Origin of the sequence: Gordonia cholesterolivorans, assembly GCF_039531975.1 — a bacterium.
Classification (GTDB): Bacteria; Actinomycetota; Actinomycetes; order Mycobacteriales; family Mycobacteriaceae; genus Gordonia; species Gordonia sihwensis.
Window position 1 is genome coordinate 67,320 of sequence record NZ_BAAARB010000008.1, and the last position, 24,353, is coordinate 91,672.

Genomic DNA, 24,353 nt, shown 5'->3' on the forward strand with positions numbered 1-24,353 from the left:
TCGCTTCGCTCGCTCAACCAGCGGGAACAGGGACGGGCCGCTCGCTCAACCAGCGGGAACAGGGACGGGCCGCTCGCTCAACCAGCGGGAACAGGGACGGGCCGCTCGCTCAACCAGCGGAGGCGGGACGGGCCGCTCGCTCAACTAGCGGAGGCGGGACGGGCCGCTCGCTCGACCACCGGGCGATTACAGGCGGACCGGGTAATCGTGATCTTCGATCGCCGGGACGATGGTTCCGTCGACGAAGATGCCGTACCAGAGCATGAAGCAGAGGACGGTCCAGATCCGCCGGCTGTTGTCGACCTCGCCGCGCCGGTGCTCTTCGAGCATCTGCATCACGAAACGCTTGTCGAAGACGTGGTCGGTGTCGGACGTGGAGATGAGCTCGCGCGCCCAGTCGTACATCTCGGTGCCGGCGAGCCAGTGGCGCAGCGGGACCGGGAAACCGAGCTTACGACGATGCAGCACGTGCGGCGGAACGATCTGTTCGAGCGCCTTGCGCAGCGCGTACTTGGTGGTGCCGTGGCTGATCTTCTCCTCGAACGGGAGGCGTTCGGCGACGGCGAACACCTCCTTGTCGAGGAACGGAACGCGCAGTTCCAGCGAGTGCGCCATGTTGATCTTGTCGGCCTTGACGAGGATGTCGCCGCGCAGCCAGGTGAACAGGTCGAGGTGCTGCATGCGCGTCACCGGGTCCATTCCCTCGCTCATCCGGTAAATGGGTGCGGTGACGTCCTGATGTGTCCACTCGGGCCGGAAGTTCCGCAGCACCGCACGCAGCCGGGCGTCGTCGAAGCTGCGTGCATTGCCGTAGTACCGCTCCTCGAGGGTCAGCGAGCCGCGGTGCAGGAGGCTCTTGCCCCGGGTGCCCTCGGGGATTCTGTCCGACACCTTGCCCGCCAGCCGCCGCAGTCCGCCGGGCAGCTTGTCGAACGACTTGAGCGACAGCGGCTCCTTGTAGATGGTGTAGCCGCCGAACAACTCGTCGGCGCCCTCACCGGAGAGCACCACCTTCACGTGCTTTCGGGCCTCGGCCGCGACGAAGTACAGCGGTACCAGCGCGGGGTCGGCGACCGGGTCGTCGAGGTACCAGATGATCTGGGGGAGCGCCTCGATGAACTCCCGCGGCGAGACCACCTTCACGATGTGGCGGGCGCCGATCGCCTCCGCCGACTCCGCGGCGACGTCGACCTCGGAGTAGCCCTCCCGTTCGAATCCGGTGGTGAAGGTGATGAGGTCGGGATTGTGCTGGATCGCCAGCGCCGCGATCGCCGTCGAGTCGATGCCGCCGGACAGGAACGACCCGACGGTGACATCCGCGCGCATGTGCTTGGCCACCGAGTCGCGCAGCACGTCGGCGATCTCGTCGTAGCGCTTCTGCTCGCCACCCGGAGCGAAGGGGCGCACCGGGAATCGAGGTGCGAAATAGCGAGTCGTCTGCGGGGCGGCACCCGGCTTGAGTGTCGCGTAACAGCCGGAATCCAGCCGGGTGATGTTGCGGTGCAGAGTCTCCGGCTCGGGGACGTACTGGAGAACGGTGTAGTGCTCGATCGCGCGATCGTCGAGTTCGCGGTCGAGGTCGAGCCGGTCGAGCAGTTCCAGGAGGCTCTTCTTCTCCGATCCGAAGGCGGTACCCCGCGGGCTGGTCGCCAGGAACAGCGGCTTGATGCCGAACGAGTCACGGGCGATGAACAACTCGCGGTTCTGGGTGTCCCAGATCGCGAAGGCGAACATGCCGCGCAGTTTGCGGACCACCTCCGGTCCCCAGTAATGGAAGCCCGCGACGATCGACTCGCCGTCCCCTTCGGTGCGGAACGGCGCGTCGTGGTCGCGCGCCAGCTCGTCACGGATCTCCAGGTAGTTGTAGATCTCTCCGTTGAACACCAGTGCATAGCGTTCGGGGTTCTCCGCCGGCCCCCATCGCAGCGGCTGGTGCGAGTGTTCGATGTCGATGATCGAGAGCCTGTTGAAACCGAAGACGAGGTCGCCGTCGTTCCACGTGCCCATGTCGTCGGGCCCGCGATGCCGCATGCACCTCGCTGCCGAGGCGACGAGGTCGATGGTGGACGACGCCGAACCGTCGCTGGTGAGCATTCCGAGCAAGCCACACACGGTGTCAGGGCCTCTTTCGCAGATACTGTCAGGTCAGACGGGCGGCGATCCGCGCCCGTGAGCGCGTTCCACTATGCCGCAGATGCGCTGGCCGCCGCGACTCCGGCGCACCGTGGCGAGGGCGGAATCACCCCCGGTCGAAGCCGTATCCGCAGGTCGCGAAAAATGATCGGCGAAACAGCGAACCCCAATCACGACGACTTCGTCGGGTTGGTCTACGCTGCGTAGTACTAGGTGCAAGAATTGCGTCGAGGAGTGTCTGCTCGTCGCCGCAGGCCTTGGAAGAACAGCTCCCTGCCAGCAGGAAGGCGTGAAATTGACGAACGGTGTACGGCCGTCGACGCGACGGAAGGGATCTCCGTCGCGCACGATCAAGAGACTGAGTGGCCTCGCAGTACTCGGCGTCGGTGTGCTGATGACATCGGGCTGCAGTGCTGAAGAGGCCCTGCGTTTCGGTTGGCCGGAGGGAGTCACTCCCGAGGCACATGATATGCGCACCTTCTGGACCTGGTCGGTCATCGCCGCCCTGGCCATGGGTGTGCTGGTGTGGGGTCTGATCTTCTGGACCATCACCTTCCACCGCCGCAAGAAGAACGGCACCGCCGAGGACGAGATTCCGCGTCAGACCGGATACAACGTTCCGCTGGAACTCGCGTACACCGCGATCCCGTTCGTGCTGATCGCCGTGATGTTCTACTTCACCGTCGTCGTTCAGAACTCGGTGGAGAAGAAGGAAGAGAACCCGGCTGTCGCCGTGGACGTCACCGCCTTCCAGTGGAACTGGAAGTTCGGCTACAAGTCGGTCACCATCGACGGCAAGCAGCTGGTGAACCCAAAGACGGACTCCAAGCAGGGCGTTCCCTTCCAGGACCAGATCGCCAAGTACCGCGAAGAGGACGGCAAGCAGGAGGAGATCCTCGGTGCCGCCGGCGGCCGTTCGGCCGAGATCCGGGACTACCTGAGCTACGACAAGATCGAGACCCTCGGTAGCTCGTCGGAGATTCCGATCCTGGTGCTGCCGACCAATACGCGCATCCAGTTCGATCTCGCAGCAGCGGATGTCGTGCACTCCTTCTGGGTTCCCGAGTTCCTCTTCAAGCGCGACGTGATGCCCTTCCCGAAGCAGAACCACCAGGACTCGAGCTTCCAGATCTCCGAGATCGACCGCGAGGGCGCCTTCGTCGGACGCTGTGCGGAGATGTGCGGAACGTTCCACGCGATGATGAACTTCGAGGTCCGCGCCGTGAGCCCGACGACCTTCGCGAACTACATCAAGTACCGCCAGGCCCACCCGGAGGCGACCAACGCTCAGGCGCTCAAGGCCGTGTGCCAGGTTCCCGAGTCGGTCACCACGGTTCCGTTCGACACCCGCCGTGTCTCCAACGGAACCACTCCGAAGAACCTCGGCGATGCCAACAACACCACGATCGCCCAGTGCACCCCGGAGGTTTAAGGAACTATGAAGGTCGAAGCACGGGTCTTTGAGGCCCTCGCCCTCTTCTTCATCCTGATGGGCGTGATCTACGCCGTCGCGACGTTCTACTACCGGACCGGTGTGGAATGGGCGGGTGCGACCGCCATGTTCTTCTCCGGCGGTCTGGCGCTCATCGCGGGCACCTACTTCCGGTTCGTGGCCCGTCGCGTGGAGATCCGTCCGGAGGATTACGAAGAGGCGGAGATCGAGGACGGCGCCGGTGAGCTCGGCTTCTTCTCGCCGCACAGCTACTGGCCGATCATGATCGCCGGCGGCGCAGCGCTCTTCGCCATCGGTTTCGCGAGTTCCAACTGGTGGTTCGCCATCGGTCTGGTGCCGATCATCGTCGGCACGGTCGCCGGACTGGTCTTCGAGTACCACGTCGGACCCGAGAAGCACTGATCGTCTCCACTCAGACGCACGAAGCCGCACCCGAGAACCGGGTGCGGCTTCGTCATTCTCACGAGCTGTCCGCGGCGTTCCGCGGGCAGCTGTTCGCATTCCTGGCCGATGCCTTCGACGGGGACTTCGGCGCCGACGACTTCGACCATGCGCTCGGCGGCGTCCACGTGATCGCGTTCGGTACCGAGGACGCGGTGGTGGGACACGCGTCCGTCGTTCAACGGCAGCTGATCGTCCAAGGGGAGAATGTGCCCGGCGGCAGGGTTCTGCGGACGGGCTATGTGGAGGCGGTGGCGGTCGATGCCGCATACCGCCGCCGCGGCATCGGCGATGCGCTGATGCACCAGGTGGACGGAATCGTCGCCCGTGCGTACGACTTCGGCGCACTCGGTGCCTCCGACGACGGTCGCCGGCTGTATCTTCGACACTGCTGGGAACGGTGGTCCGGCCCGCTCGGCGTCCTCACACAGTCGGGGGTACAGTCCACCCCGGACGATGAGGGCGCAGTCCTGGTCCTCCGGACACCTGAGACCGCGGAGATCGACACGGACGGTCGGCTGATCTGCGAATTCCGCCGCGGGGACGTGTGGTGAACTCGACGTCCACGGCCTCGTAGGCCCGTTCCGGGGCGCCCGGGGCTGACGATCGAGGACGTTCTTCCGGAGCAGGCCCTCTGCCGGGGTTCTCCAGCCCAGGCTCTTGCGGGCCGGTTGTTGAGCGCGAGAGCTTGCCGTCGTCGGCCGCTTCGCCGCCTGCGGCGCTTTCCACTGCGCCACCAATGCCCGATACTCCTGCTTCCCTGCGCGCGTGGCCGCGTTGCGGCGTAACTCACGCGAGATCGTCCCCGGAGTCCCGGCCAATCCTGCGTACGATCTCACGAACCCCGACCTGTCTAGCGCGCAAGAGCGCGATCTCCTCACGTCCGGCGAAAGACAGGTAGCGGCCGGTAGGTGCGGCCAATGAGATCGGTGGCATACCGCCAGCGTGACGGAACCAATGAGCGCCAACCGGCACGGACACGCCAACCGTCAACGACGCCTCGGCCTAGTTGATGCCCTTCGCGATCAGAGGCAGAACTGCCGCTGCACCGCCCGAGAGGGCTCGGGCCGCCCGGGCGAGCGTATCGGCGGGCGCAACGCACGATCTGGACGCCACTGCCGCCGAGCCCTTTCAGGAACGTCGCTCGTCTTAGCAGACCAGTCCTTCGTCGCCACTGCGGAAACACCTCCACAGTCAAGGTGTTGCGGCGACCAGTTGAATCCGCCCTGCGATCCGCGGTCGTTGTGAACCACGCAGCCGGCCACCAGATCTCCGGGCGCGGCCGGGCGGGCGACGGTAGAGCCGAGGGCGTCGACTCCGAGTCGTGCCTTCATTCTCGGCCGGCGTCGGCGACCTCGTCGAGTTCGGCGGCGGTCACCGGGACCGCGAGCGACGCTTGCGCAGTTCCCGTTCGGCTGCCGCCAGCTCGGCCGTGGTCCGTCGCTTGGCGACCGATCGAGGGCGCGCACCGTCGCCGGTGGGGGAGGGGAGCGCAGATACGACGAAGGCCGTCTCGCTGGTGCGAGACGCCCTTCGTCGTGGTGACTGCGCGGATCAGTCGAGGGCCTTGCCGCCCTTCTCCTGCAGGGCGATGAGCGCCTGCTTCTCCGCTTCGTGCTGCTCGTGAGCGATGCGCTCGTTGAGCGCCTGCTCCTCGGCGCTGTCCGGAACCAGCACGGTGCCGGAACCCGGCGACCCCGCTGCGCCGAGCTTGTTCATCCGCTTCGGCAGCGGTGCACCCTCGTAGGGGAGCGGGATCGGGTGACCGTGGTCGTCGACCGGTCCGAGCGGCTGGTGGATCTCGATGTACTCGCCCTTGGGCTCGCGGCGGATGATGCCCGTCTCGATGCCGTGTGCGAGGACGTCGCGGTCGCTGCGCTGCAACGACAATGCCCAGCGGTACGCGATGAAGTACACCAGCGGCGGGATCACCAGCAGACCGATGCGGCCCATCCAGGTGGTCGCGTTGAGCGAGATGTGGAACTTCAGCGCGATGATGTCGTTCATACAGCTCACCGTGAGGATGATGTAGAACGCCAGGGCCATCGCTCCGACCGCCGTGCGCACCGGGGTGTCACGCGGACGCTGCAGCAGGTTGTGGTGCGCGGTGTCGCCGGTCAGCTTCTTCTCGATCCAGGGGTACGTGAAGAGCAGGCCGAAGATCACGCCGATGACCACAACGACCCAGAAGATCGCGGGGATCGTGTAGTTGCCGAGGTAGAGCTCCCACGGCGGCATCAGTCGGGCGAAGCCGTCGGTCCACATCATGTAGATGTCGGGCTGCGAGCCCGCCGAGACCTGCGCCGGGTTGTACGGACCGATGTTCCACACCGCATTGATCTGGAAGACGCCGGCCATCAGGGCGAGAACGCCGGTGATAATGGCGAAGAAGGCACCGCCCTTGGCGGCGAACACCGGGAGGATGCGAACGCCGACGACGTTCTTCTCGGTGCGGCCGGGGCCGGGGAACTGCGTGTGCTTCTGGTACCAGACCAGAGCCAGGTGAGCACCGATCAGACCCAGGATGATGGCCGGGAAGATCAGGATGTGCAGGACGTACAGGCGCGGGATGATGATGTCGCCCGGGAAGTCGCCGCTGAACAGGGCCCACTGGACCCAGGTACCGATCAGCGGAATGCCCAGGACGATGCCCGACATCGCGGCGCGAACGCCGGTGCCCGAGAGCAGGTCGTCCGGCAGCGAGTACCCGAAGAATCCCTCGAACATCGCCAGCAGCAGCAGGAAGCAGCCGATGACCCAGTTCGCCTCACGCGGGCGGCGGAACGCGCCGGTGAAGAAGATTCGCATCATGTGGATGATGATCGACGCGGCGAACAGCAGGGCCGCCCAGTGGTGGATCTGGCGAACGAAGAGTCCGCCGCGGACCTCGAAGGAGAGGTTCAGCGTGGTCTCGTACGCGCGACTCATGGTGACGCCGTTGAGCGGCTGGTAGGCGCCGTCGTAGATGACGTGAGCCATCGACGGGTCGAAGAACAGAGTCAGGTACGTACCGGACAGCAACAGGATGATGAAGCTGTACAGCGCGATCTCGCCCAGCAGGAACGACCAGTGGGTGGGGAAGACCTTGTTGATCTGTCGACGCATACCGGCCGCGAGGTGGTACCGCGAGTCGACCTCTTCTGCCTGCGTGGCGAGGCGGTCAGCGATCGTCATGACTTACGCTCCCAGAATGCCGGTCCGACGGGCTCGATGAAGTCGCCGTTGGCGACCATGTAGCCCTGGTTGTTAACACTGATGGGCAGCTGCGCCAGCGCACGTGCGGCCGGTCCGAAGACCGCCTTGCCGTACTCGAGGGCGTTGAACTGCGACTGGTGGCACGGGCAGAGGATCCGGTTGGTCTGCTGCTCGTACAGCGAGGTCGGGCAACCCAGGTGACTGCAGACCTTCGTGTAGGCGTAGTAGTCGCCGTAGTTGAAGCTCTCCTGGCCCTTGCGCTTGATGACGCGCTCGGCGTCGGCCGGACGCAGGCGGATCAGCATGACGGGGTTGCGGACCGCGCGAAGACCCTCGAGCAGCTTGTGGCGGGACTCCTCGGTCTCGCCGTAGCCGTCGGAGACGCGCCACGGGAAGACGGTCTCCATGGCGCCGGCGTCGAGGTCCTCCGGTCGGACCAGGGCCACCTGGTAGGGGTTGCCGGTGTCGCGGCGCAGGAAGACGGTCTCGCCCTTGGTCTCGTTGTAGATCGGCGACCAACCGGTGTGCCACAGGGGAGCGTCGTCGCCCTTGGCCCACGGGTTCTTGATGAAGCCGCCGATCGCGGCGACGCCGCCGGCCACCGACAATGCGCCGAGGCCGAAGACCGCCGAACCGATGATCATCTTGCGGCGGGGGAGGGTGGAGGTCTCCAGCGTGTCGTCGAGTTCAGCGACGATGGTCTGCTTGTCGACGTCCGCCGAACCTCCGTCGTGACGATCCTGCACCGAGATCTCGGCCGGGATGAACCGCTTGGTCAGCTGAACGACGCCGAATCCGAACGACAGGATCGAGAGACCGAAGGTAACGCCGAGCAGAGGCGTGTACAGGGTGTAAGCCCAGTAGCCCGACTCGTCCGGCATGCGGAACTGCCATTCATTCCAGATGAACAGCGCGAAGCCGGCGATGGCGAAGAGGCCTGCCAGCACGAACCAGATCGCGACAGCGAACTCGGCGCGCTTCTCGGCCTTCGTGCCCGGCTCGGGGAAACGCTCGGCGCGGTGGATGATCTCCACTCCGTCGAGGTTGGTACCGAGACGGACCTTCTCGTCGCGAGACATTGCGGCGAGTTCGTCGTCGGACGGGACGTCCTTACTCGTGTCGCTCAATTTCGTGATCCAATCCACATTGCGCCGGCGACGACCGCCGTCACGCCGACAACCCACATGACGATGCCCTCAGAGACCGGACCGAAACCGCCCAGTCCGTAACCGCCGCTGGGGTTGGCGGTGTCCACGTAACGGACGTAGCCGATGATGTTCTTCTTCTCGTCCACCGACAGCTGACGGTTCGAGAACTTGGGCATGTTCTGCGGTCCGGTGAGCATCGCGGTGTAGAGCTGCTGCGGGTTGACGTCCGTCAGCGGGGGAGCGAACTTACCGCCCGAGAGAGCGCCGCCACGACCGGTGAAGTTGTGGCAGGAGGCGCAGTTGAGACGGAACAGCTCCGAACCGCGGCCGATGTCGGTGCCGCGCAGCGAGTCCATCGCGAGGACGGGGAAGCCGTCCTTGTACTTGATGTTGCCGTCGGCGTCCTTCTCGTACATGACCGACGGACCGCCGCCCATCGCCTGGATGTAGGCGCCGAGCTGGTCGATCTGAGCCTCAGTGAACTTGGCGGGCTTGCGCTGCGCCTGAGCCTCGTTGCGCGAGGCCGGCATGCGGCCGCTGGAGACCTGGAAGTACACCGCGGCGTCACCGACGCCGATGAGCGACGGACCGCGGTCCCGGACGCCCTCGAGGTTGGCGCCGTGGCAGGTGATGCAGGAGGTGTCGTACAGCTGCTTGCCTGCGGCGACGGAGCTCGCGCTCTTGTCGTCGGCGGTCGCGACCTGCGGCTTGGGCGAGATCAATGCGGCGATGATGCCGGTGGCGATCAGGCCAAGCAGAAGGAAGATGGTGCCGCTGGCTCGGCGACGGAGCTTGCGACGCCGCTTAGCGCGCGCGGCGTCGTTGTTTTCATCGGACGGGTCGCGGTCTTCCGGCGAACTCGGTGGAGATGATCTCATCTGTGACTCTCTACTAAGCGGTTTGGACTGAATGTATGTGAACCGGTCCGGCGGGCCGGCCGGTTCTTCGGCCGCCGGGGGCTACCGGATGAAGTAAATGACGACGAACAGCGCGATCCACACCACGTCGACGAAGTGCCAGTAGTACGAGACGACGATCGCAGCTGTCGCCTGCGCCGGAGTGAACTTCGACAGGCGTGTGCGGATGAGGAGGAAGACGAAAGCGAGGAGACCGCCGATGACGTGCATGCCGTGGAAACCGGTCGCCATGTAGAAGACCGACCCGTATGCGCTCGACGAGAGCGTGGTGCCCTCGTTGATGAGCGAGTAGTACTCGTAGGCCTGGCCGCACACGAAGAAGGTGCCCATCAGCAGGGTCAGCGTGTACCAGCGACGAAGGCCGTACACGTCGCCGCGCTCGGCGGCGAAGACACCTGCCTGGCAGGTGAACGAACTGAGAATCAGAACCGTGGTCACCGGCACGGCGAGCCAGAGGTTCAGATGTGTCGGGGGCTGCGGCCAGCCGTCCGATGCATTGGCCCGAGCGACGAAATACATCGCGAAGAGGCCAGCGAAGAACATCAATTCGCTCGACAGCCACACGATGGTGCCGACGCTGACCATGTTCGGACGGTTCAGCGAGTGCACGCGTGAGGTGATGGCGGTTTCTGAGTTACCCACAGCGCTAGTCACAAGAGAAGTATGACGGTTCGTAGTAACCGTTGACCACCCGGGTCGGAAAATTGCTCGAAGTCGCCTGCTTTCCGCAGGTAGAGCCGATGACGACGAGTCTACCGGCGTGTCCTGAGACCAGGATGAGGGTTTACGGTGGACGCCATGACGATATGGCGTGAGGTGGCGTGATGGTCTCGTGGAAGCTGCCCTGGCGCAGTGACGCCGCGCGCGCACCCGAGCCCGTGGTGGGCGATCCGGATCTGCGGGTGGTCGTCTCCGGCACCGACGAGACGGTCGCGAGTTCGGTGGCATTGGCGCAGGCGGGGTTCGCCTCGACCGAGGCGGTGGTTCTGCGGCATGTGGTGCGACTGCCCGCCTCGGCGGTCGGCGGGGTCCTCGAGCGTGTCGGTGCGGACGGTTACGCGGTCGACGAGAGTCCGGTGGATGAGCGTGTGGTGGCTGCGGGGCCCGACGCAGCGGACGACGCGCTGACGACCCTCGCGCTTGCTCGGGTGATGCCGGTGGATGCGGTGGCGCTCTCTCGGGAGCGGGCCCGCATCGCGAGCATGGTCTCGCGCGCGGAGGGGGCCGTCGTCGGTTGGGCGGTGCTGCGGCCGGCGGGTGCCGGGGAAGCCGGTGCGCCCCGTCGCTGAACTGCGGCGGATACTCCGCTGACGCGTCCGGGAGGCTGCCGTTAGGGTGGTTCGCGTGACTGCTGACGACGTGACTGCCGCCGAGAACGCTTACACCTGGCCGTATGTACTCGGCAAAGTGACCGATCGGGTCGATCTGACGGTGGACGAGGCGGCGTGGGCGATGCGCGAGATCATGTCCGACGCGGCGACCGGCGCACAGATCGCCGCGTTCGGTGTCGGCGTCAAAATGAAGGGCGCCTCGTCGTCGGAGTTGCGAGGGCTGTCGGAGGCGATGCTCGCACTCGCGAACCGCATCGAGGTGTCGGGGTCGGCGGTCGACATCGTCGGGACCGGGGGCGACCGCTCCCACACCGTCAACATCTCCACGATGACATCGGTGGTCGTGGCCGCTCTGGGTGTTCCGGTGGTGAAGCACGGGAACCGTGCGGCCTCGTCGAAGAGCGGCGGAGCCGACGTGCTCGAGGCGCTCGGCGTGGCGATCACGCTGCCGCCAGCCGCGGTCCAGCAGTGCGTCGAGGAACTCGGTATCGGCTTCTGCTTCGCGCCGGTCTTTCATCCGGCCTTCCGCTTCACAGGACCGCCGCGCAGTCAGATCGGCATTCCGACGGTCTTCAACGTGCTCGGGCCGCTGACGAATCCGGCGTCGCCGGAGGCCGGACTCATCGGCTGCGCCTTCTCCGACCTCGCGCCGGTGCTGGCGCAGGCCTTCGCAGAGCGCGGCAACCGGGTGCTTCTGGTTCGAGGCGACGACGGTCTCGACGAGTTGACGACCACCACCACCTCCACCGTGTGGCAGATCATCGGCGGCCGGTCGCGCGAACTGACCCTCGATCCCCGGGACCTCGGAATCGATCTCGTCGAACTGTCAGCCCTGCAGGGCGGAGACGCTTCGGTCAACGCGCAGATCGCCCGTGAGATGTTCGCCGGTGCCCGCGGTGCGGTGCGTGACGCGGTGGTCCTCAACGCCGCGGCCGCTGTGGTCGCCTTCGAACAGGACGAGATGTTCACTCAGGAGGAGTTCATCGCGGCGATGCGCGATGCTCTCGCGAGGGTCGAGGCCGTGATCGACTCGGGCGGGGCGGCGGACCTGCTGTCGCGCTGGGCGCAGGTCAGCAACCGCCTCGCCGCCGAGCACGGCTGATCTCACCCTCCCGCGCGGTAGCGGCTCGGGGTGAACCCGAGCACCGAGGCGAAGTCGCGTGTCATATGGGCGTGATCGGTGTAGCCGAGCTCGGCGGCGATCTCGGCGAGGGATTCGTCCGGCCGTGTCCGGACGCGGTGCGCCGCCTCCTGCAGTCGACGGCGGCGGATCAACGCCGCCGGTGACAGGCCGACGTACTTGGCGGTGAGGCGCTGCAGGGTCCGTTCGCTGATCCCGAAGAGTTCGGCCGATTGATCGACCCGGATCAGAGCGGGGTCGGACTCGAGCGCGGTCACCGCGCGGTTCGCGAGCAGCGCCTCGTCGGTGAGCGACGCGCGAGCCCGCAGCCACCGTCCCACCGTCTCGGCAGCGGCCGCGGGGTCGGGCGGGGAGCCCATTCCAGTGGTCATCTCGGTGCTCACCGCGGCGTGCAGGTCCGGTGCGGACACCACGGTGACGGTGTCGAGATGTTCGGCGGGACGGATGGGGAGTGCTCCTGCGGCCGCGGGCCGCAGGAGTGCTCCCACGGCCCATCCTGTTCCTGCCAGGTCCCGATGACTGATCCGGGTGGTCGCACCGGCCACCACGACGTGATCGTGCTGAACCACCAGATTCAGGGCGCCGAAGCCGATGACCTCCTGGCGGCTGACACGGCCGGTCGGCAGCTGCCAGCGGCAGATCCAGAACCACCGGACCAGGTCGGCCGTCGCGCCGATGGCGGGAAGTCGATGGAACTCGGGAAGCGACTCCGGGTGCAGGACGCCTCGGTCGGACGGGACATCGGGGCGCGTCACGCCTCGCCGATCGAGAACCCGCCCTCCACCTCGGCGCTGGCGTAACTGCGGAACGCGATGTGCGTGGCACTCGTGCGGACACCGGGAAGACGGTTGATGGCGCCGGTCACCACCGAGGCGATCTCCTCGTGATTGCGCACCCGGACCTTGGCGATCAGGTCCACGTCGCCGGCGCACGAGTACACCTCGGTGACGCCCGGGATCTCGGCGACGGCCTGGGCCGTCTCGGGGATCTGATGGATGTCGGCTCCGATGAGAACGATGGCGGTGATCATGGGCTCGACTCTAGTGGCTTGCCGCCAGGCCGTTAGCGACTCGTCGCCTCGCGCGCCGATCGCGCGATGCGTGCGAAGTCGCGCCAGCGCTCGGCCGCGCCGATCGGCAGTGAGAGCTGGTCGCTCACGTCGACCAACCGCGTACCGGACTCGTACAGCCATCGCTCGATCAGCGCCGTCTCCTCGGCAGGCGCACCGGCGAGCGGTCCGCTGTCGTCGGCCGGGGGCAACACGGTCGTGGACGCGGCTCTGAGTCGTTCGACGACCGCCATCGGGGCCACGCCGCGAGCCGCGTGCGCGGAGCCGGCCAGGCGCCCGTATCTGACGACGCTCAGCTCCCAGCCGCCGGCACCGTCGGGCCGTGCGCCCACGACCTCCGGCCGCTGCGCCACCGCCGCGAGCCGCTGCGTCCGGGCGAGGGTCTCGATGGTCGCCGACAGCCGGTCGCGCGCCCGGGCCGCCGACTCGAACCGGCGCTGCTGGGCCAGGTACTCGACGCGTTCGCGCAGAACCGCGAGAAGCGAGTCGGACCGTCCCGAGATCAGGTCGCGTACGGCCTCGACTCGGCAGAGGTAGTCCGGCAGCGTCTGCGGGCGGTCACTGGCGGCGCGGCACGTTCCCGGCAGCGTCGCGACGAGCGGATCCGGCAGTCGTCCCGCCTCCGTCGGCCCCTCACACCAGTGGTGGCTCGCCTTCTTCAGGTCGACGCCGCACGTCCGCAGCCCCGCCGCCCCGGAGAGGACGTCCGCCACCTCCAGCGCGACCGCCCGGCTCGACACCGGCCCGAGCGATTCGGTCCCCGGCGTGCGCGACACCTTGAGGCGCGGGAAGCGCTCGGCGGTCAGGGTGATCCACCAGCCCCGCTGCGGATTGCGGGAACGGCGATTGTAGGACGGCTTGTGGACCCCGAGAAGTCGCAGTTCGGCGACCCCGGCCTCCAGCGCATGAGCGCACTCGACGTGATCGACGCGGGTCGCGAGTGAGACCATCTCGGCGATCCGGGTGCGGGTGTCGCTTCCGTTGAAGTACCCGGAGACGCGACGGTGGAGGTCGACGGCGGTACCTATATATAGGACCTCCTCCGACGGACCGCGGAAGAGGTAGACGCCGGGCCTATGGGGGAGCCCGGACGCCATCGTGCGTTTGGCGCGCATCGCCGGCGTCGCCCGGGGCAGATACGTGGTCAGATCGCCCACCGTTCGCACCCCCTGGTCGCCGACGCGCTCCAGAAGTCGATGGAAGACGTCGACCGTGGCACGGGCGTCGTCCAGCGCACGGTGGGTCGGCCGGACCGAGACGTCGAACAGATCGGCCAGCGCGGAGAGTTTGACGCTCGGCGCCTCCTGCCTGCTCAGAATCCGTCGGGCCATCACCACAGTGCACAGGGACGCGGAGAACGGCCACGGCAGGCCCGCTCGGGCAGCGCTCCTCCGCAGGAACCCCATGTCGAAGCGGGCGTTGTGCGCCACCAGGACGCACCCGCGGGCGAACTCGACGAAGGACGGCAGCACCGCCTCGACGGCTGGCGCGTCGTAGAGCATGGCGGTGGTGATTCCGGTGAGGGCGACGATCTGCGGCGGGATCGCGCGCCCGGGGTCGACCAGCGTCGCGAACTCGCCGAGCACTTCGCCTCCACGGATCTTGACCGCACCGATCTCCGTGATGCGGTCGTTCTCCGGACTCCCGCCCGTGGTCTCGAGGTCGACCACCACGAAGGTGGTCTCCCGCAACGGAGCGGAGGTGAACTCGTCGGCCTCGGGAAGGTCGGCGAACGACAGCTGTTCGACGGTCATGGCCGAACCGTACGGCGGGGCTCTGACAGCCCCGGCCCGACGCGCTTCGGCGGACGGAGATGTCGTAGGGGCGTCGTAGTCTCCACCCGAGGTCGACGGCGACGAGACGTCTTCGGGTCGCGGACAACGTGATTGCCCGGTTTCGCCGTCTCCACCGAGATGATGAGAGGCAGATCACATGAAAATTGACTGTGCGCGGTGTCCGATGCGAGCGCGAGCCTGCGGCGACTGCATGATGCAGGTCTTCTTCGGTCCGCCCACCAGCGGTTATGGGGTCATGGAGAACACTGACCCCGCCGGTGCCGAACTCGCCGACGCGATCGATGTGTTCGCTGACACAGAATTGATCTCCCCTGAGGTCGCGGGTGCGGCCAAACGGGGTGTCGTCGCAGGTGATGACACTTTCCGGGAGTCGTGGCCGGGTGGCCTCCGCGCCGTGTGAGCCGGTAGCGGACGGCGCGCCTACGGCGGGCCGGTGGACATCGCTGTCAGGGTTTCGTAATCTTTCCGAGACCTTCCAGTCAGGGATGTCCCGGAGCAGTCCGGGTGCCCGGTGGGTCATCGCCTAATCGCCCTCACCAACGGGGGCGAACCGGGGAACCACTTCCTCCGTGCGACCGATGCGAATCGTGCGTGCGGATTGGGGTGAATCGCACAAGGATTGAAGCTTCGGGCTTCTTTCTGCCTGCGTAGGGTCCATCTCTTCCGGCCCGAACCCGACAGCTAACCCGGTCGGCGATAAGGGAGAACAACAAGGAGTACGTGTTTTCGTGGGCAAACATAGTTTGGAGCAGACCAGTGCCGGCCGTAAGGCCGCCAAGTCCGCAGTGCTCGCCGGCTCGATCGCCATCGGCGGATCGCTGGCGTTCGCCGCAGCTCCCGCACATGCCACTCCGGTGACCGTTCCGAACGTCGGCACCTTCGACGTTCCGGGACTGCCGCAGAACCTGGTGCCGAAGGCCCCGCAGGCCCCGAGCCTGGACATCGGCACCCCGCAGCAGGTGCGCGCCAAGAAGGCGCTGCGCTACGCGGAGTCCAAGATCGGCGCGCCGTACGTCTACGGTGCGGCCGGCCCCAACGCCTTCGACTGCTCGGGTCTGACCTCGTGGGCCTACAAGCAGGCCGGGAAGATCATCCCGCGCGACAGCTACGGTCAGCTCGGCGGCGGCACCCCCGTCGCATCGCTGGCACAGGCCCAGCCCGGCGACATCCTGATCTTCAACGGCGGCGGCCACGCAGGCATCTACGCCGGCAATGGAATCTTCGTCCACTCGTCCACCGAGGGCGTTCCGGTGAAGCGCGACAAGGTGAACGCGTGGAACCTGACGGGTATTCGCCGCTACTGAGCAGCGACTGCCGTTTGAACTTCGGTGAAGGGCGGGACGGCGTGATGTGCGCCGGCCCGCCCTCACGGGTATGAAGGATCGAGTGCGAGTGGTGTTGAAGAGTCGAACGTCCCGGACGCTCAGACGGGCGGCCGCCTTCGGGCTGGCAGCCGTGTCCGCGTCGACGATCATGGTCGGGGCCCCCGTGTCAGCCGACCCGGCGCGCACCCCCGACCAACTGCTCTCGAAGTACCGCTCGCTCTCGGTGAACGCCGAGAAGACCTCCGAGGCGATGAACGCCGCGCAGGTCGAGTACGACAAGCAGCGCCGCATCGTCGCCGTCGAACGACGCAAGGCCGACAAGGCGGCCCATCAGCTCACCGCGATGCAGGGCCAGATGGACGCGGCCCAGAAGAAGGTGGACGCCCTCGCGCGCGTCAGCTACCGCGGAGCTCGCATCAACCGCCTCTACGCGATGCTGGTGAGCGATTCGCCCCAGAATCTCCTCGACAACATGTCGGGTCTGGAAGTGATGTCCCGCCAGTCGGCTGCCGACTTGCGGTCGGTGGTGAAGACCGCACGCGAGGCCAAGGCCGCCAAATCGGAGGCCGAGAAGACCGCCGCAGCCGCGACCCAGGCCATTGCCGCCTCGGAGAAGCAGCGCGGTGAACTGCAGGCCAAGCAGGCGAATCTGCAGATCGAAGCCGTTCAGATCCGCGCCATCTACCAGTCGATGACCGGCAAGCAGCTCGCCGCGCTGCGCGGGCCGAAGTACAACTTCGACCCCCGGGCCGTGCCGAAGGGGACCTCTCCGGAACTCGTGGCCGTCCAGGCCGCGATCTCGCGTATCGGTGATCCGTACGTCTGGGGCGCCACCGGGCCGAACCAGTTCGATTGCTCCGGCCTGATGCTGTGGGCCTATAAGCAGGCCGGACGTTCGATTCCGCGGACCAGTGAGGCTCAGCTCGCAGGCGGCACCCCGGTCGATCGCAACGACCTCGAGCCGGGAGATCTGATCATCTACTACCCGGATGCCACGCACGTCGGGATGTATGTGGGCGACGGTTACGTGGTGCACGCATCGACCTTCGGTGTGCCGGTCGCGGTGGTGCCGATCGACAAGGCCGGCCCGTACAACTCCGCGCGACGGTACTGAGTGCGCCCCCAGCGTGCCGCGATCGCGGCCACTGTCTTGGCGGCCGTGACTGCCGCGTCGCTCACCGCCTGTGGCTCCGTTGCCGATCACCCATCGGCCTCTTCGTCTCCGACGGTCGCGACGACGCCGCTGAACCCGTTCGAACAGCAGCGCTACGACGGCGTCACCGCCCTGCTCGACCAACTGTCGTCGACGCTGCGCAACGGCGACCGCAGAGGCCTGTCCGAACTCATCGATCCGGCCGCCACCGTCGAGTTCCGGCATCGGCTCGACGCCGTGGCTGCCGATTTCGCATCGGCGCCGGTGGGAAAGCCGCTCAAACTCAAGGAATTCCGCTATCGAGTGGCGCCCCAGACCGGTCCGGAGCACCTTCTCGAACCGGATTTCGAGGCGAAGCTCGAAGCGGCCGGCGCCTCCGACAGTTGGGTGACGCCCGTCGATCTCGACTACGCGCTGGGCGGCGCGTCGTCGCCTGGACTCGACGAACCGACGGTGACCCTCCACCAGAGCCTGACCTTCGCGCGATACGGCGACGACTGGAAAGTCGTCGGCGACGGTGGCCTGGCGCCCGACCCGTCGCAGGCCTCACGCGAGAATCCGAAGGCACCCGAGGTGGGGCCGTGGGCGTTTCCGGGGCTGTCGGCGAACGACGTGCGCACCTCCGGGGGGACCTCGACGGTTCTGTGCTACCGGGGCGCGGAGAAGACCGCGGCTCAGGTCGCCGAAATCCTGCCCGCTGCGGTGGATGAGGTATCGAAGTTCTGGGGCGACGACTGGGTCCGGCGGATCGCGGTGATCTCCACCGCCGACGGCGCTCAGTTCTCCGGACTCACGAGGACCGTTCCGGTCGACACCTCAGCTGCTGCCGCCGCCACCGTGTACACCATGATCGATCGTCAGAATCAGCAGGTGGTGGGACAGCGGATCGTGCTCACGCCCGCCGCCCGTGCCCTGTCGAAGCCGGCGCTCGCCGTCGTGATCCGCCATGAGCTCACGCACGTCGCCTCGCGGCTCAACACCGCCGAGAACGCGCCGCTGTGGCTCACCGAGGGCGTTCCGGAGTACGTGGGCCGCAAGGGCACTTACCGGGACTTCGTCGACGCCGCACCGGAATTGGCCGCTGCCGTGGCCGCCGGCGACGTTCCGAAGGCGCTGCCCTCGGACGGGTCGTTCTCCGTCGACTCGGACGCGGCCCGGATCGCCTATCAGGAGGCGTGGTCGTTTGCGGCCTTCGTCGGCCAGAAGTTCGGCGAGGAGAAGCTCAAGAAGATGTACATCGGTGTCGGCAAGGGCGGAGACACCTCCACCACCGACGACGCGATGAAGGACGCGCTGGGTGCCGACAAGTCGACGGTGGTCGCCGACTGGCAGGCATGGCTGCGCACCCAGGTGCGCCGGTGAGACGAACGCTGCTTGTCACCAACGACTTCCCGCCTCGGCCGGGCGGCATCCAGTCGTACCTGGAGAACCTGATCGCCTTCCTCCCGCCGGAGGACGTCATCGTCTACGCGCCGACGTGGCGGGGCTGCGAGGAGTACGACTGCGCGGCTCCGTACCGGATCGTCCGCCATCCCACGAGCCTGATGCTGCCGACTCCCGGAGTGCTGCGAAGGACCGCGAATCTCGTGCGCGACAACGATGTTCACACAGTCTGGTTCGGCGCGGCGGCTCCGCTCGCGGTCCTCGGGCCCAAGCTCCGGAAGGCCGGGGCTCGGCGGATCGTCGCGAGCACACACGGTCACGAGGTCGGGTGGTCGATGCTGCCCGGCGCCCGCCAGGTACTCCGGTACATCGGCGACCACACCGACGCGATCACCTACGTCAGCCGCTACACCCGCGGCCGGTTCGCGGCGGCCTTCGGCCCGCGGGCATCGCTCGAGTACGTCTCCTGCGGAGTGGACGTCGACCGGTTCGCGCCGGACTCCACGGCGCGGCGCGTGCTGCGGGAGCGCTACGGACTGGGCGACGCACCCACAGTGCTCTGCCTGTCGCGGCTCGTGCCGCGCAAGGGCCAGGACATGCTGATCAGGGCGTGGCCCGCGATCCGTGACGCAATTCCCGACGCGCGGCTGATGATCGTCGGCGGCGGTCCCTACGCCGATGCGCTGCACCGGCTCGCCGAGGAGAACGGCGTGATGGATTCGGTGACCTTCACCGGCGGCGTCCCCGCCGCGGAACTGCCGATGCACCACGCGATGGCCGACGTATTCGCCATGCCGACCCGCACCCGGGGCGGCGGCCTCGACGTGGAAGGCCTCGGCATCGTCTTTCTCGAGGCCTCGGCCAGCGGTGTGCCGGTGGTGGCGGGCGACTCGGGCGGGGCGCCCGAGACGGTGCGCGAGAGCCTGACGGGCACCGTCGTCGACGGCCGTGACCGGGCCGCCGTCGCCGGGGCGATCGTCGAGATCCTCTCCTCACCGCGGCTCGCTGCGGCGATGGGGGAGGCCGGACGCGAATGGGCAGTGGAGAACTGGCAGTGGAAGATGCAGGCCGTGCGCCTCATGCGGCTGCTGTGACGAGCGCCGTCCGGTCCGGCCGACCACGCCGCCCCACGCGCTTGAACTGACGATCCCCGCGAACCCCGTCGGAAGGGGTTCGCGGGGATCGTCATACCGCGTCTCGGTGCCCGCAGGCACGCACCGGCGGCTACTTGCGGTAGATCGCCGCGATCTCCTCGGCCCACTTGTCGGCCACCACGTTGCGCTTCACCTTCAGCGTGGGGGTCAGTTCGCCCGAGTCCTCGCTGAAGTCGGTCGGGAGGATGCGGAACTTCTTGATGGTCTCGGCGTGGGAGACGGTCTCGTTGGCGGCGTCGACGGCCTCCTGGACCTCGGCCAGCAGGTCGGGGTCCTGCGCCAGATCGGCGACGCTGAGGTCGGCGGACTTGCCGTGGCGCTCCTTCCACGCCGGGAAGGCCTCGAGATCGATCGTGATGAGTGCGCCGATGAACGGTTTCTGATCGCCGACCACCACGGCCTGCGACACCAGTGCGCTCGCGCGGATGATGTCCTCCATCGGCGCGGGCGAGACGTTCTTGCCGCCGGCGGTGACGATGATCTCCTTCTTGCGGCCGGTGATGCTCAGGTAGCCGTCCTGGTCGAGCGCTCCGATGTCGCCGGTGTGGAACCAGCCGTCGGTGATCGCGGTAGCGGTGGCCTCGTCGTTGCGCCAATAGCCGGTGAAGACCACCTCGCCGGAGAGCAGGATCTCGCCGTCGTCGGCGATCCGGACGGCGTTGCCCGGGATGGGCCGGCCGACGGTGCCGACCTTCACCTGGCCGGGGGTGTTCACCGTGATCGCGGCGGTGGTCTCGGTGAGGCCGTAGCCCTCGTAGACGGGGATGCCGACGCCGCTGAAGAAGTGTCCGAGGCGCGAACCGAGGGGTGCGCCGCCGGAGATCGCGAGTTCGCAGACCCCGCCGAGCGCGGCGCGCAGCTTGGCGTACACCAGCTTGTCGAACACCGCGTGCTTCGCGCGCAGCAGCAGGCCCACGTCACCGTTCTGGGCGGCCGTCGAATACTGCACGGCGACGTCGGCCGCGAGATCGAAGATCTTGCCCTTCCCGCCGTCGTGCGCACTCTGGCGTGCCGAGTTGAACACCTTCTCGAAGACGCGGGGGACCGACAGGATCAGCGACGGCTTGAAGACGGAGAAAGTCGGCAGCAGATTGGGGATGTCGCTGGTGTACCCGACCTCCATGCCCGCCTCGAGCGCGACCAGGTTGATCGCGCGGGCGAGTACGTGTGCCATCGGCAGGAACAGCAGCAGGCGCTTGCCGTCGCCGAGCAGAGCATTCAGCGGGGTCTCCATCACGCCGGCGATCTCGCCGAGCAGGTTGGAGTGGGTCAGCATGCAGCCCTTGGGGCGGCCCGTGGTCCCCGAGGTGTAGATGAGGGTGGCCGGACTGGAGGCCTTGAGCGTCCGACGACGCGCGTGGACCTCCTCGTCTGCCACATCCTTGCCGCGCTCGGTGAGGAGTTCGACGACTCCCGGGCCGTCGGCGACGTCGATCTGGAACACCTGGACCGAGTCGTCCACCGATTCCACCGTGTCGATGACGGCGCGGTGCCCGGCGGTCTCGGCGATGATCGCCGTAGCGCCGGAATCGCGCATGATCCAATCGATCTGGGGACCGGAGGAGGAGTCGTAGACCGGGACGGTGATCGCGCCGGCCGACCAGATGGCGAAGTCCAGGAGAGTCCATTCCAGGCGCGTGGCCGAGACCAACGCGACGCGGTCGCCCGGTTCGATGCCCGATGCGATCAATCCTTTGGCGATCGCCGTGACCTGCGCTCCGGCCTCGGCCGCGGTGACCGGGAGCCACTGCGAGCCGGACTGACGACGGAACACGGTCTTGCCGCTCTGCTTCTCGACGATGTCGAAGAGCACGTCGGACGCGTTCCGCTCCTCGGGGATCTGAAACTTCGCGGGCACGCGGCACTCGGCCATGAAATACACCTTCCGGAACGGAAATTTCTCAGAACGACCTGAATCTCTGAGTGATCTTAGACCCACTCGGAGTGCCGGTTACGCACGAGTCGGGTTTCACCCACGGGGCCGGGTGTGTGAAGCTAGGACGGTGACGAGCATTCAGGTTGCCGACGAGGTCTTCGTCGCTGCGGCGCCGTCGCTCGCCGGTGCGGTGGTGGGCGATCGGGCGCGCTGGCGGCAGTGGTGGCCGGACCTACGGCTGACCGTGGTCGAGGACCGCGGAGACCAGGGCGTGCGGTGGACGGTGGCCGGACCGGTCGAGGGCACCATGGAGATCTGGTGCGAGCCGTGCATGGACGGTTTCATCCTGCACTACTACCTGCACGCCGAGCCGTCGCGCCCACTGCCGGACGGGGCGCGCGAGCGGATGGACGCGGTCGCGGAGCTGAACCGCCGCAGGCGCATCGCGGGCAAGGAGATGTCCTTCCATGTCAAGGCGCTGCTCGAGGGTGACCGCGAGGCCGGGGCGCCCGCGGCGTCTGCCGTCGCGGGGGCGTAGCGATGGCCGACCACACCGAGCAGTCGATCGTCATCAACGCCGACGTGGCGGACGTGATGGCAGTGATCGCCGACTTCGACAACTATCCGCAGTGGGTCACCGCGGCCCGCGAGGTGACCGTTCTGGAACGGGACGAGGAGGGACGGGGCGTTCGGGTGCGATTCGTCCTCGACGCGGGAGTCCTCGCCGACACCTACGAACTCCGATACACGTGGGACGAGGACGGCGACGGTGTCTGCTGGACGCTCGTCTCGAGTGAGCTGCAGCGCGCTCAGGAGGGCAGTTACCGTCTGGCGCAGCAGGTTCCGGGTTCGACCAAGGTGACCTACGCTCTCATGGTGGACCTTCACATCCCGATGATCAGCCAGTTGAAGCGACGCGCGGAGAAGGCGATCACCGAGGCCGCGCTCGGCGACCTGAAGAAGAGGGTCGAAGGCTGATCGATCTAGCGCCCATCGATCTGGTGCTCGGGCCGGGTGGCTCGGGCGTCTCCGTCGTCGCCGCGGCCGCGGCACTGCGGCACACCACGCACCCGCCCGCGGGCGTGCGGCTGGGCGCCGAGCGGGGCACACTGCTCGTCTCTCTCGACTCGCGGTCGTATCTGCCGGAACGTCTCGGCGTTCTTCGGCTCCCCGGGGAACCCGTCGCGGTGACCGCCGACGTCGACCTTCTGCAACTCGACCCGTTGTCCGTGCTGGAGCAGGCGTGGAGCGAGTTCACCGGCGCGCTCACGGCGGTGAGCTCGGGCAAGGCGCTCCTGCCGATAGTCGGTTCGGTGGCGTCGATGGCGCCGGGCGAGCTGTCGGCGCTGCCCGGCGTACAGGAGTTCCTGCTGCTCAGGCGGATTCGCGAAGCCGCGACCGCTGGACGGTGGCGACGCATCGTCGTAGACCTGTCCGGCTGCGGTGATCCGTTCGCCCTGTTGCGGTCGCCGACGGTGCTGTCCGCGGCACTCGAACGGCTGTGGCCGCGGCACGCGCGGCTCGCCGAGGCGGCGGAGAAGCCCGCGGTGGCGCAGTTGTCCGCGGCGGTGGAGGGCATCGACCGCGACTGCCAGGATCTGGCGGATCTGTTCACCGATCCGCACGGGGTGGCGGTCCACGTGGTGGTCGACGCGGGGGACCGCGGAGCGCGTGCGCTCGCAGACCAGATCGCGATCAGCGACCTGATGGCGCTGCCGTTGCGATCGGTGCTGGTCAATGAGGGCGCGGGCGGCGCGGCACAGGTCTGCGCGATCGATACCGCGCGGGCGGTGCTCGGCGGCGACGACACGGTGCAGGTGACGGCCGTGGCCGCCGCGCCGGAGGCGGTCGACCGGCTGTCCCGGATCCGCCGGGTGGTGGTCGATCTGCCGACACCGGGCGGGCGGCCGCGCGGGTCGGGCGCGCTGACCGTCGCGCACGTCTCCGGGGAGGGCCTGGACAGCGTCTTCGAACTGGCGTGGGACCAAGGGCTACCCGACCCCGACCGGCTGGCGCTGGGCAGGTCGGGCGACGATCTGCTGGTGACGGTGTCGGGTTTCCGTTTCCCGGTCCGGCTGCCCTCGGTGCTGCGGCGGTGCCTGGTGACGGGGGCCGACTGGCATGCGGGACGGCTGGTTCTGCGCTTCCGCCCGGACCCGGCCGTCTGGCCGCAGCGGCGCACCCGAACCACTCCGGACGGGGACGGATGACCGGACGAACGATCCCGGCGACGGGCACGACGAGAAGCCGGTGAACGTACACTCGTCGTTGTGAGCGAGGGCATCGACCGGGTGGGATGTGCGGTCTGTCACCACTCCGGTGCCCGGCGCTGGGGATCGGCCGCCGCGCCCGGTAGCGTCAGGTGTCCGCGATGCGCACCCACGTGCCGTCCGACCCCCGCTTGCTGCCCGACCCCCGCTTGCTGCCCGACCACCGTTTGCCCGACCACCGATGTCGGCCCGACCACCGAGGACTCCACCCACGATGACCGACGACCACGACGCCACCGGTTCCGGAGCCGCCGACGCCGGCGACTCCGTGCAGGCGTTGCTGCTCGGTTTCGCGAATCAGATCGACCAGCTCGCCGGTCTGATCGCCGGCACATCCGGGTCGCGAGTCCCGGGTTCCGGGGTTGCGGGATCGGGCATTCCGGAGCTGCTCGGAGACGTCGGCACGATGGTCCGGGAACTCGGCGACCTGCTCGCCCGCATCCTCGCCGCACTGATCGCGGTGCTCGAGGCCGTCGCCGACATGCTGCGCTCGGATCGGTCCGAGCGCGCAGGCACGTCGTCGCGGTTCGAGACGATCTCGGTCAACGTCACGCCGATGGGCAGGTGA

The 24,353-nt window shown here is 67.6% G+C and carries 23 protein-coding genes, 1 pseudogene and 1 riboswitch; of the genes and pseudogenes, 14 read left to right on the forward strand and 10 right to left on the reverse strand.

The features are described from left to right. Positions 1 to 186: 186 nt before the first annotated feature. Positions 187 to 2,112 (reverse strand): asparagine synthase (glutamine-hydrolyzing), encoded by a 1,926-nt coding sequence (gene asnB / locus ABFX36_RS09370; RefSeq protein ID WP_346076063.1) that lies wholly within the window; start codon positions 2,110 to 2,112, stop codon positions 187 to 189. Positions 2,113 to 2,422: 310 nt separating this feature from the next. Here asnB and ctaC point away from each other — a divergent pair, with 310 nt between their 5' ends. The 3 genes from ctaC to ABFX36_RS09385 are packed head-to-tail and all read left to right on the forward strand — an operon-like array spanning position 2,423 to position 4,581. Then, positions 2,423 to 3,565 (forward strand): aa3-type cytochrome oxidase subunit II, encoded by a 1,143-nt coding sequence (gene ctaC, locus ABFX36_RS09375; RefSeq protein WP_006895283.1) that lies wholly within the window; start codon positions 2,423 to 2,425, stop codon positions 3,563 to 3,565. A 6-nt stretch (positions 3,566 to 3,571) separates the two neighbouring features. Continuing rightward, a complete protein-coding gene (locus tag ABFX36_RS09380; protein ID WP_006895284.1) occupies positions 3,572 to 3,988 on the forward strand; it encodes a cytochrome c oxidase subunit 4 in 417 nt (138 codons plus the stop codon). Between the two features lie 41 nt (positions 3,989 to 4,029). Beyond that, a complete protein-coding gene (locus tag ABFX36_RS09385; protein WP_346076066.1) occupies positions 4,030 to 4,581 on the forward strand; it encodes a GNAT family N-acetyltransferase in 552 nt (183 codons plus the stop codon). A 135-nt stretch (positions 4,582 to 4,716) separates the two neighbouring features. Here ABFX36_RS09385 and ABFX36_RS09390 read toward each other — a convergent pair. From ABFX36_RS09390 to ctaE, 5 genes and pseudogenes are all read right to left on the reverse strand, one after another. Continuing rightward, positions 4,717 to 5,202, reverse strand: a pseudogene (locus ABFX36_RS09390) (helix-turn-helix domain-containing protein); the annotation flags it as partial. 379 nt (positions 5,203 to 5,581) lie between these two features. Beyond that, positions 5,582 to 7,201 carry a cytochrome bc1 complex cytochrome b subunit gene (gene qcrB / locus ABFX36_RS09395; RefSeq protein WP_006895286.1) on the reverse strand — a complete coding sequence of 540 codons (1,620 nt, stop codon included), beginning with the start codon at positions 7,199 to 7,201 and terminating at the stop codon, positions 5,582 to 5,584. Continuing rightward, positions 7,198 to 8,349 (reverse strand): cytochrome bc1 complex Rieske iron-sulfur subunit, encoded by a 1,152-nt coding sequence (qcrA, locus tag ABFX36_RS09400; RefSeq protein ID WP_062366668.1) that lies wholly within the window; start codon positions 8,347 to 8,349, stop codon positions 7,198 to 7,200. Before qcrA ends, qcrB begins: the two co-directional genes overlap by 4 nt. Further along, complete coding sequence (qcrC, locus tag ABFX36_RS09405) at positions 8,346 to 9,248, reverse strand: cytochrome bc1 complex diheme cytochrome c subunit (protein ID WP_062366670.1); 903 nt, start codon at positions 9,246 to 9,248, stop codon at positions 8,346 to 8,348. Before qcrC ends, qcrA begins: the two co-directional genes overlap by 4 nt. An 81-nt stretch (positions 9,249 to 9,329) precedes the next feature. Then, complete coding sequence (gene ctaE, locus ABFX36_RS09410) at positions 9,330 to 9,941, reverse strand: aa3-type cytochrome oxidase subunit III (protein ID WP_039866941.1); 612 nt, start codon at positions 9,939 to 9,941, stop codon at positions 9,330 to 9,332. A 170-nt stretch (positions 9,942 to 10,111) separates the two neighbouring features. Here ctaE and ABFX36_RS09415 point away from each other — a divergent pair, with 170 nt between their 5' ends. Together ABFX36_RS09415 and trpD are read left to right on the forward strand one after the other, a co-directional pair. Continuing rightward, the gene (locus ABFX36_RS09415; protein ID WP_006895290.1) at positions 10,112 to 10,576 is read left to right on the forward strand and encodes a hypothetical protein; all 465 of its coding nucleotides are present in this window, start codon (positions 10,112 to 10,114) and stop codon (positions 10,574 to 10,576) included. Positions 10,577 to 10,631: 55 nt separating this feature from the next. Continuing rightward, the gene (gene trpD / locus ABFX36_RS09420; protein ID WP_062366672.1) at positions 10,632 to 11,720 is read left to right on the forward strand and encodes an anthranilate phosphoribosyltransferase; all 1,089 of its coding nucleotides are present in this window, start codon (positions 10,632 to 10,634) and stop codon (positions 11,718 to 11,720) included. A 2-nt stretch (positions 11,721 to 11,722) separates the two neighbouring features. Here trpD and ABFX36_RS09425 read toward each other — a convergent pair whose 3' ends face one another. The 3 genes from ABFX36_RS09425 to ABFX36_RS09435 are packed head-to-tail and all read right to left on the reverse strand — an operon-like array spanning position 11,723 to position 14,582. After that, positions 11,723 to 12,514 carry an AraC family transcriptional regulator gene (locus ABFX36_RS09425; RefSeq protein WP_346076071.1) on the reverse strand — a complete coding sequence of 264 codons (792 nt, stop codon included), beginning with the start codon at positions 12,512 to 12,514 and terminating at the stop codon, positions 11,723 to 11,725. Continuing rightward, on the reverse strand, positions 12,511 to 12,789 hold the full coding sequence (locus tag ABFX36_RS09430; RefSeq protein WP_006895293.1) for an Lrp/AsnC family transcriptional regulator: 279 nt from the start codon (positions 12,787 to 12,789) through the stop codon (positions 12,511 to 12,513). Before ABFX36_RS09430 ends, ABFX36_RS09425 begins: the two co-directional genes overlap by 4 nt. A 32-nt stretch (positions 12,790 to 12,821) precedes the next feature. Then, positions 12,822 to 14,582: a DEDD exonuclease domain-containing protein gene (locus ABFX36_RS09435; protein ID WP_346076073.1), complete on the reverse strand. Its 1,761-nt coding sequence runs from the start codon at positions 14,580 to 14,582 to the stop codon at positions 12,822 to 12,824. A gap of 277 nt (positions 14,583 to 14,859) precedes the next feature. On the opposite strand from ABFX36_RS09435, the gene ABFX36_RS09440 reads away from it, so the two are divergent. From ABFX36_RS09440 to ABFX36_RS09460, 5 genes are all read left to right on the forward strand, one after another. Beyond that, positions 14,860 to 15,024, forward strand: a complete 165-nt coding sequence (locus ABFX36_RS09440; protein WP_346076075.1) for a hypothetical protein — start codon at positions 14,860 to 14,862, stop codon at positions 15,022 to 15,024. Between the two features lie 110 nt (positions 15,025 to 15,134). Further along, positions 15,135 to 15,334: riboswitch (cyclic di-AMP (ydaO/yuaA leader) on the forward strand. A gap of 18 nt (positions 15,335 to 15,352) precedes the next feature. Further along, a complete protein-coding gene (locus tag ABFX36_RS09445) occupies positions 15,353 to 15,928 on the forward strand; it encodes a C40 family peptidase (protein WP_006895296.1) in 576 nt (191 codons plus the stop codon). Positions 15,929 to 16,016: 88 nt separating this feature from the next. Further along, positions 16,017 to 17,063 carry a C40 family peptidase gene (locus ABFX36_RS09450; protein ID WP_006895297.1) on the forward strand — a complete coding sequence of 349 codons (1,047 nt, stop codon included), beginning with the start codon at positions 16,017 to 16,019 and terminating at the stop codon, positions 17,061 to 17,063. 45 nt (positions 17,064 to 17,108) lie between these two features. Continuing rightward, complete coding sequence (locus ABFX36_RS09455) at positions 17,109 to 18,464, forward strand: peptidase MA family metallohydrolase (RefSeq protein WP_346076077.1); 1,356 nt, start codon at positions 17,109 to 17,111, stop codon at positions 18,462 to 18,464. Beyond that, positions 18,461 to 19,579, forward strand: coding sequence for a glycosyltransferase family 4 protein (locus tag ABFX36_RS09460; protein ID WP_346076079.1), 1,119 nt, complete (start codon positions 18,461 to 18,463; stop codon positions 19,577 to 19,579). Before ABFX36_RS09455 ends, ABFX36_RS09460 begins: the two co-directional genes overlap by 4 nt. A gap of 130 nt (positions 19,580 to 19,709) precedes the next feature. On the opposite strand, the gene ABFX36_RS09465 is transcribed toward ABFX36_RS09460, so the two are convergent. After that, positions 19,710 to 21,512, reverse strand: coding sequence for an AMP-dependent synthetase/ligase (locus ABFX36_RS09465; protein WP_062366681.1), 1,803 nt, complete (start codon positions 21,510 to 21,512; stop codon positions 19,710 to 19,712). Between the two features lie 130 nt (positions 21,513 to 21,642). Between ABFX36_RS09465 and ABFX36_RS09470 the strand changes: the two genes are divergently transcribed. From ABFX36_RS09470 to ABFX36_RS09485, 4 genes are all read left to right on the forward strand, one after another. After that, positions 21,643 to 22,053, forward strand: coding sequence for a hypothetical protein (locus ABFX36_RS09470; protein ID WP_062366683.1), 411 nt, complete (start codon positions 21,643 to 21,645; stop codon positions 22,051 to 22,053). Between the two features lie 2 nt (positions 22,054 to 22,055). Then, positions 22,056 to 22,493, forward strand: a complete 438-nt coding sequence (locus ABFX36_RS09475; RefSeq protein ID WP_346076082.1) for an SRPBCC family protein — start codon at positions 22,056 to 22,058, stop codon at positions 22,491 to 22,493. 20 nt (positions 22,494 to 22,513) lie between these two features. Beyond that, positions 22,514 to 23,725 (forward strand): ArsA-related P-loop ATPase, encoded by a 1,212-nt coding sequence (locus ABFX36_RS09480; protein ID WP_062366688.1) that lies wholly within the window; start codon positions 22,514 to 22,516, stop codon positions 23,723 to 23,725. 274 nt (positions 23,726 to 23,999) lie between these two features. Next, positions 24,000 to 24,353: a hypothetical protein gene (locus ABFX36_RS09485; protein WP_062366690.1), complete on the forward strand. Its 354-nt coding sequence runs from the start codon at positions 24,000 to 24,002 to the stop codon at positions 24,351 to 24,353.

Bases quoted from the DNA above. Each gene is read 5' to 3' on its own strand.
- ABFX36_RS09380 (WP_006895284.1), top strand. From the start codon at position 3,572: ATGAAGGTCGAAGCACGGGTCTTTGAGGCCCTCGCCCTCTTCTTCATC.
- qcrB (WP_006895286.1), bottom strand. From the start codon at position 7,201: ATGACGATCGCTGACCGCCTCGCCACGCAGGCAGAAGAGGTCGACTCG.
- qcrC (WP_062366670.1), bottom strand. From the start codon at position 9,248: ATGAGATCATCTCCACCGAGTTCGCCGGAAGACCGCGACCCGTCCGAT.
- ABFX36_RS09415 (WP_006895290.1), top strand. From the start codon at position 10,112: ATGGTCTCGTGGAAGCTGCCCTGGCGCAGTGACGCCGCGCGCGCACCC.
- ABFX36_RS09430 (WP_006895293.1), bottom strand. From the start codon at position 12,789: ATGATCACCGCCATCGTTCTCATCGGAGCCGACATCCATCAGATCCCC.
- ABFX36_RS09435 (WP_346076073.1), bottom strand. From the start codon at position 14,582: ATGACCGTCGAACAGCTGTCGTTCGCCGACCTTCCCGAGGCCGACGAG.
- ABFX36_RS09440 (WP_346076075.1), top strand. From the start codon at position 14,860: ATGGAGAACACTGACCCCGCCGGTGCCGAACTCGCCGACGCGATCGAT.
- ABFX36_RS09465 (WP_062366681.1), bottom strand. From the start codon at position 21,512: ATGGCCGAGTGCCGCGTGCCCGCGAAGTTTCAGATCCCCGAGGAGCGG.
- ABFX36_RS09475 (WP_346076082.1), top strand. From the start codon at position 22,056: ATGGCCGACCACACCGAGCAGTCGATCGTCATCAACGCCGACGTGGCG.
- ABFX36_RS09485 (WP_062366690.1), top strand. From the start codon at position 24,000: ATGACCGACGACCACGACGCCACCGGTTCCGGAGCCGCCGACGCCGGC.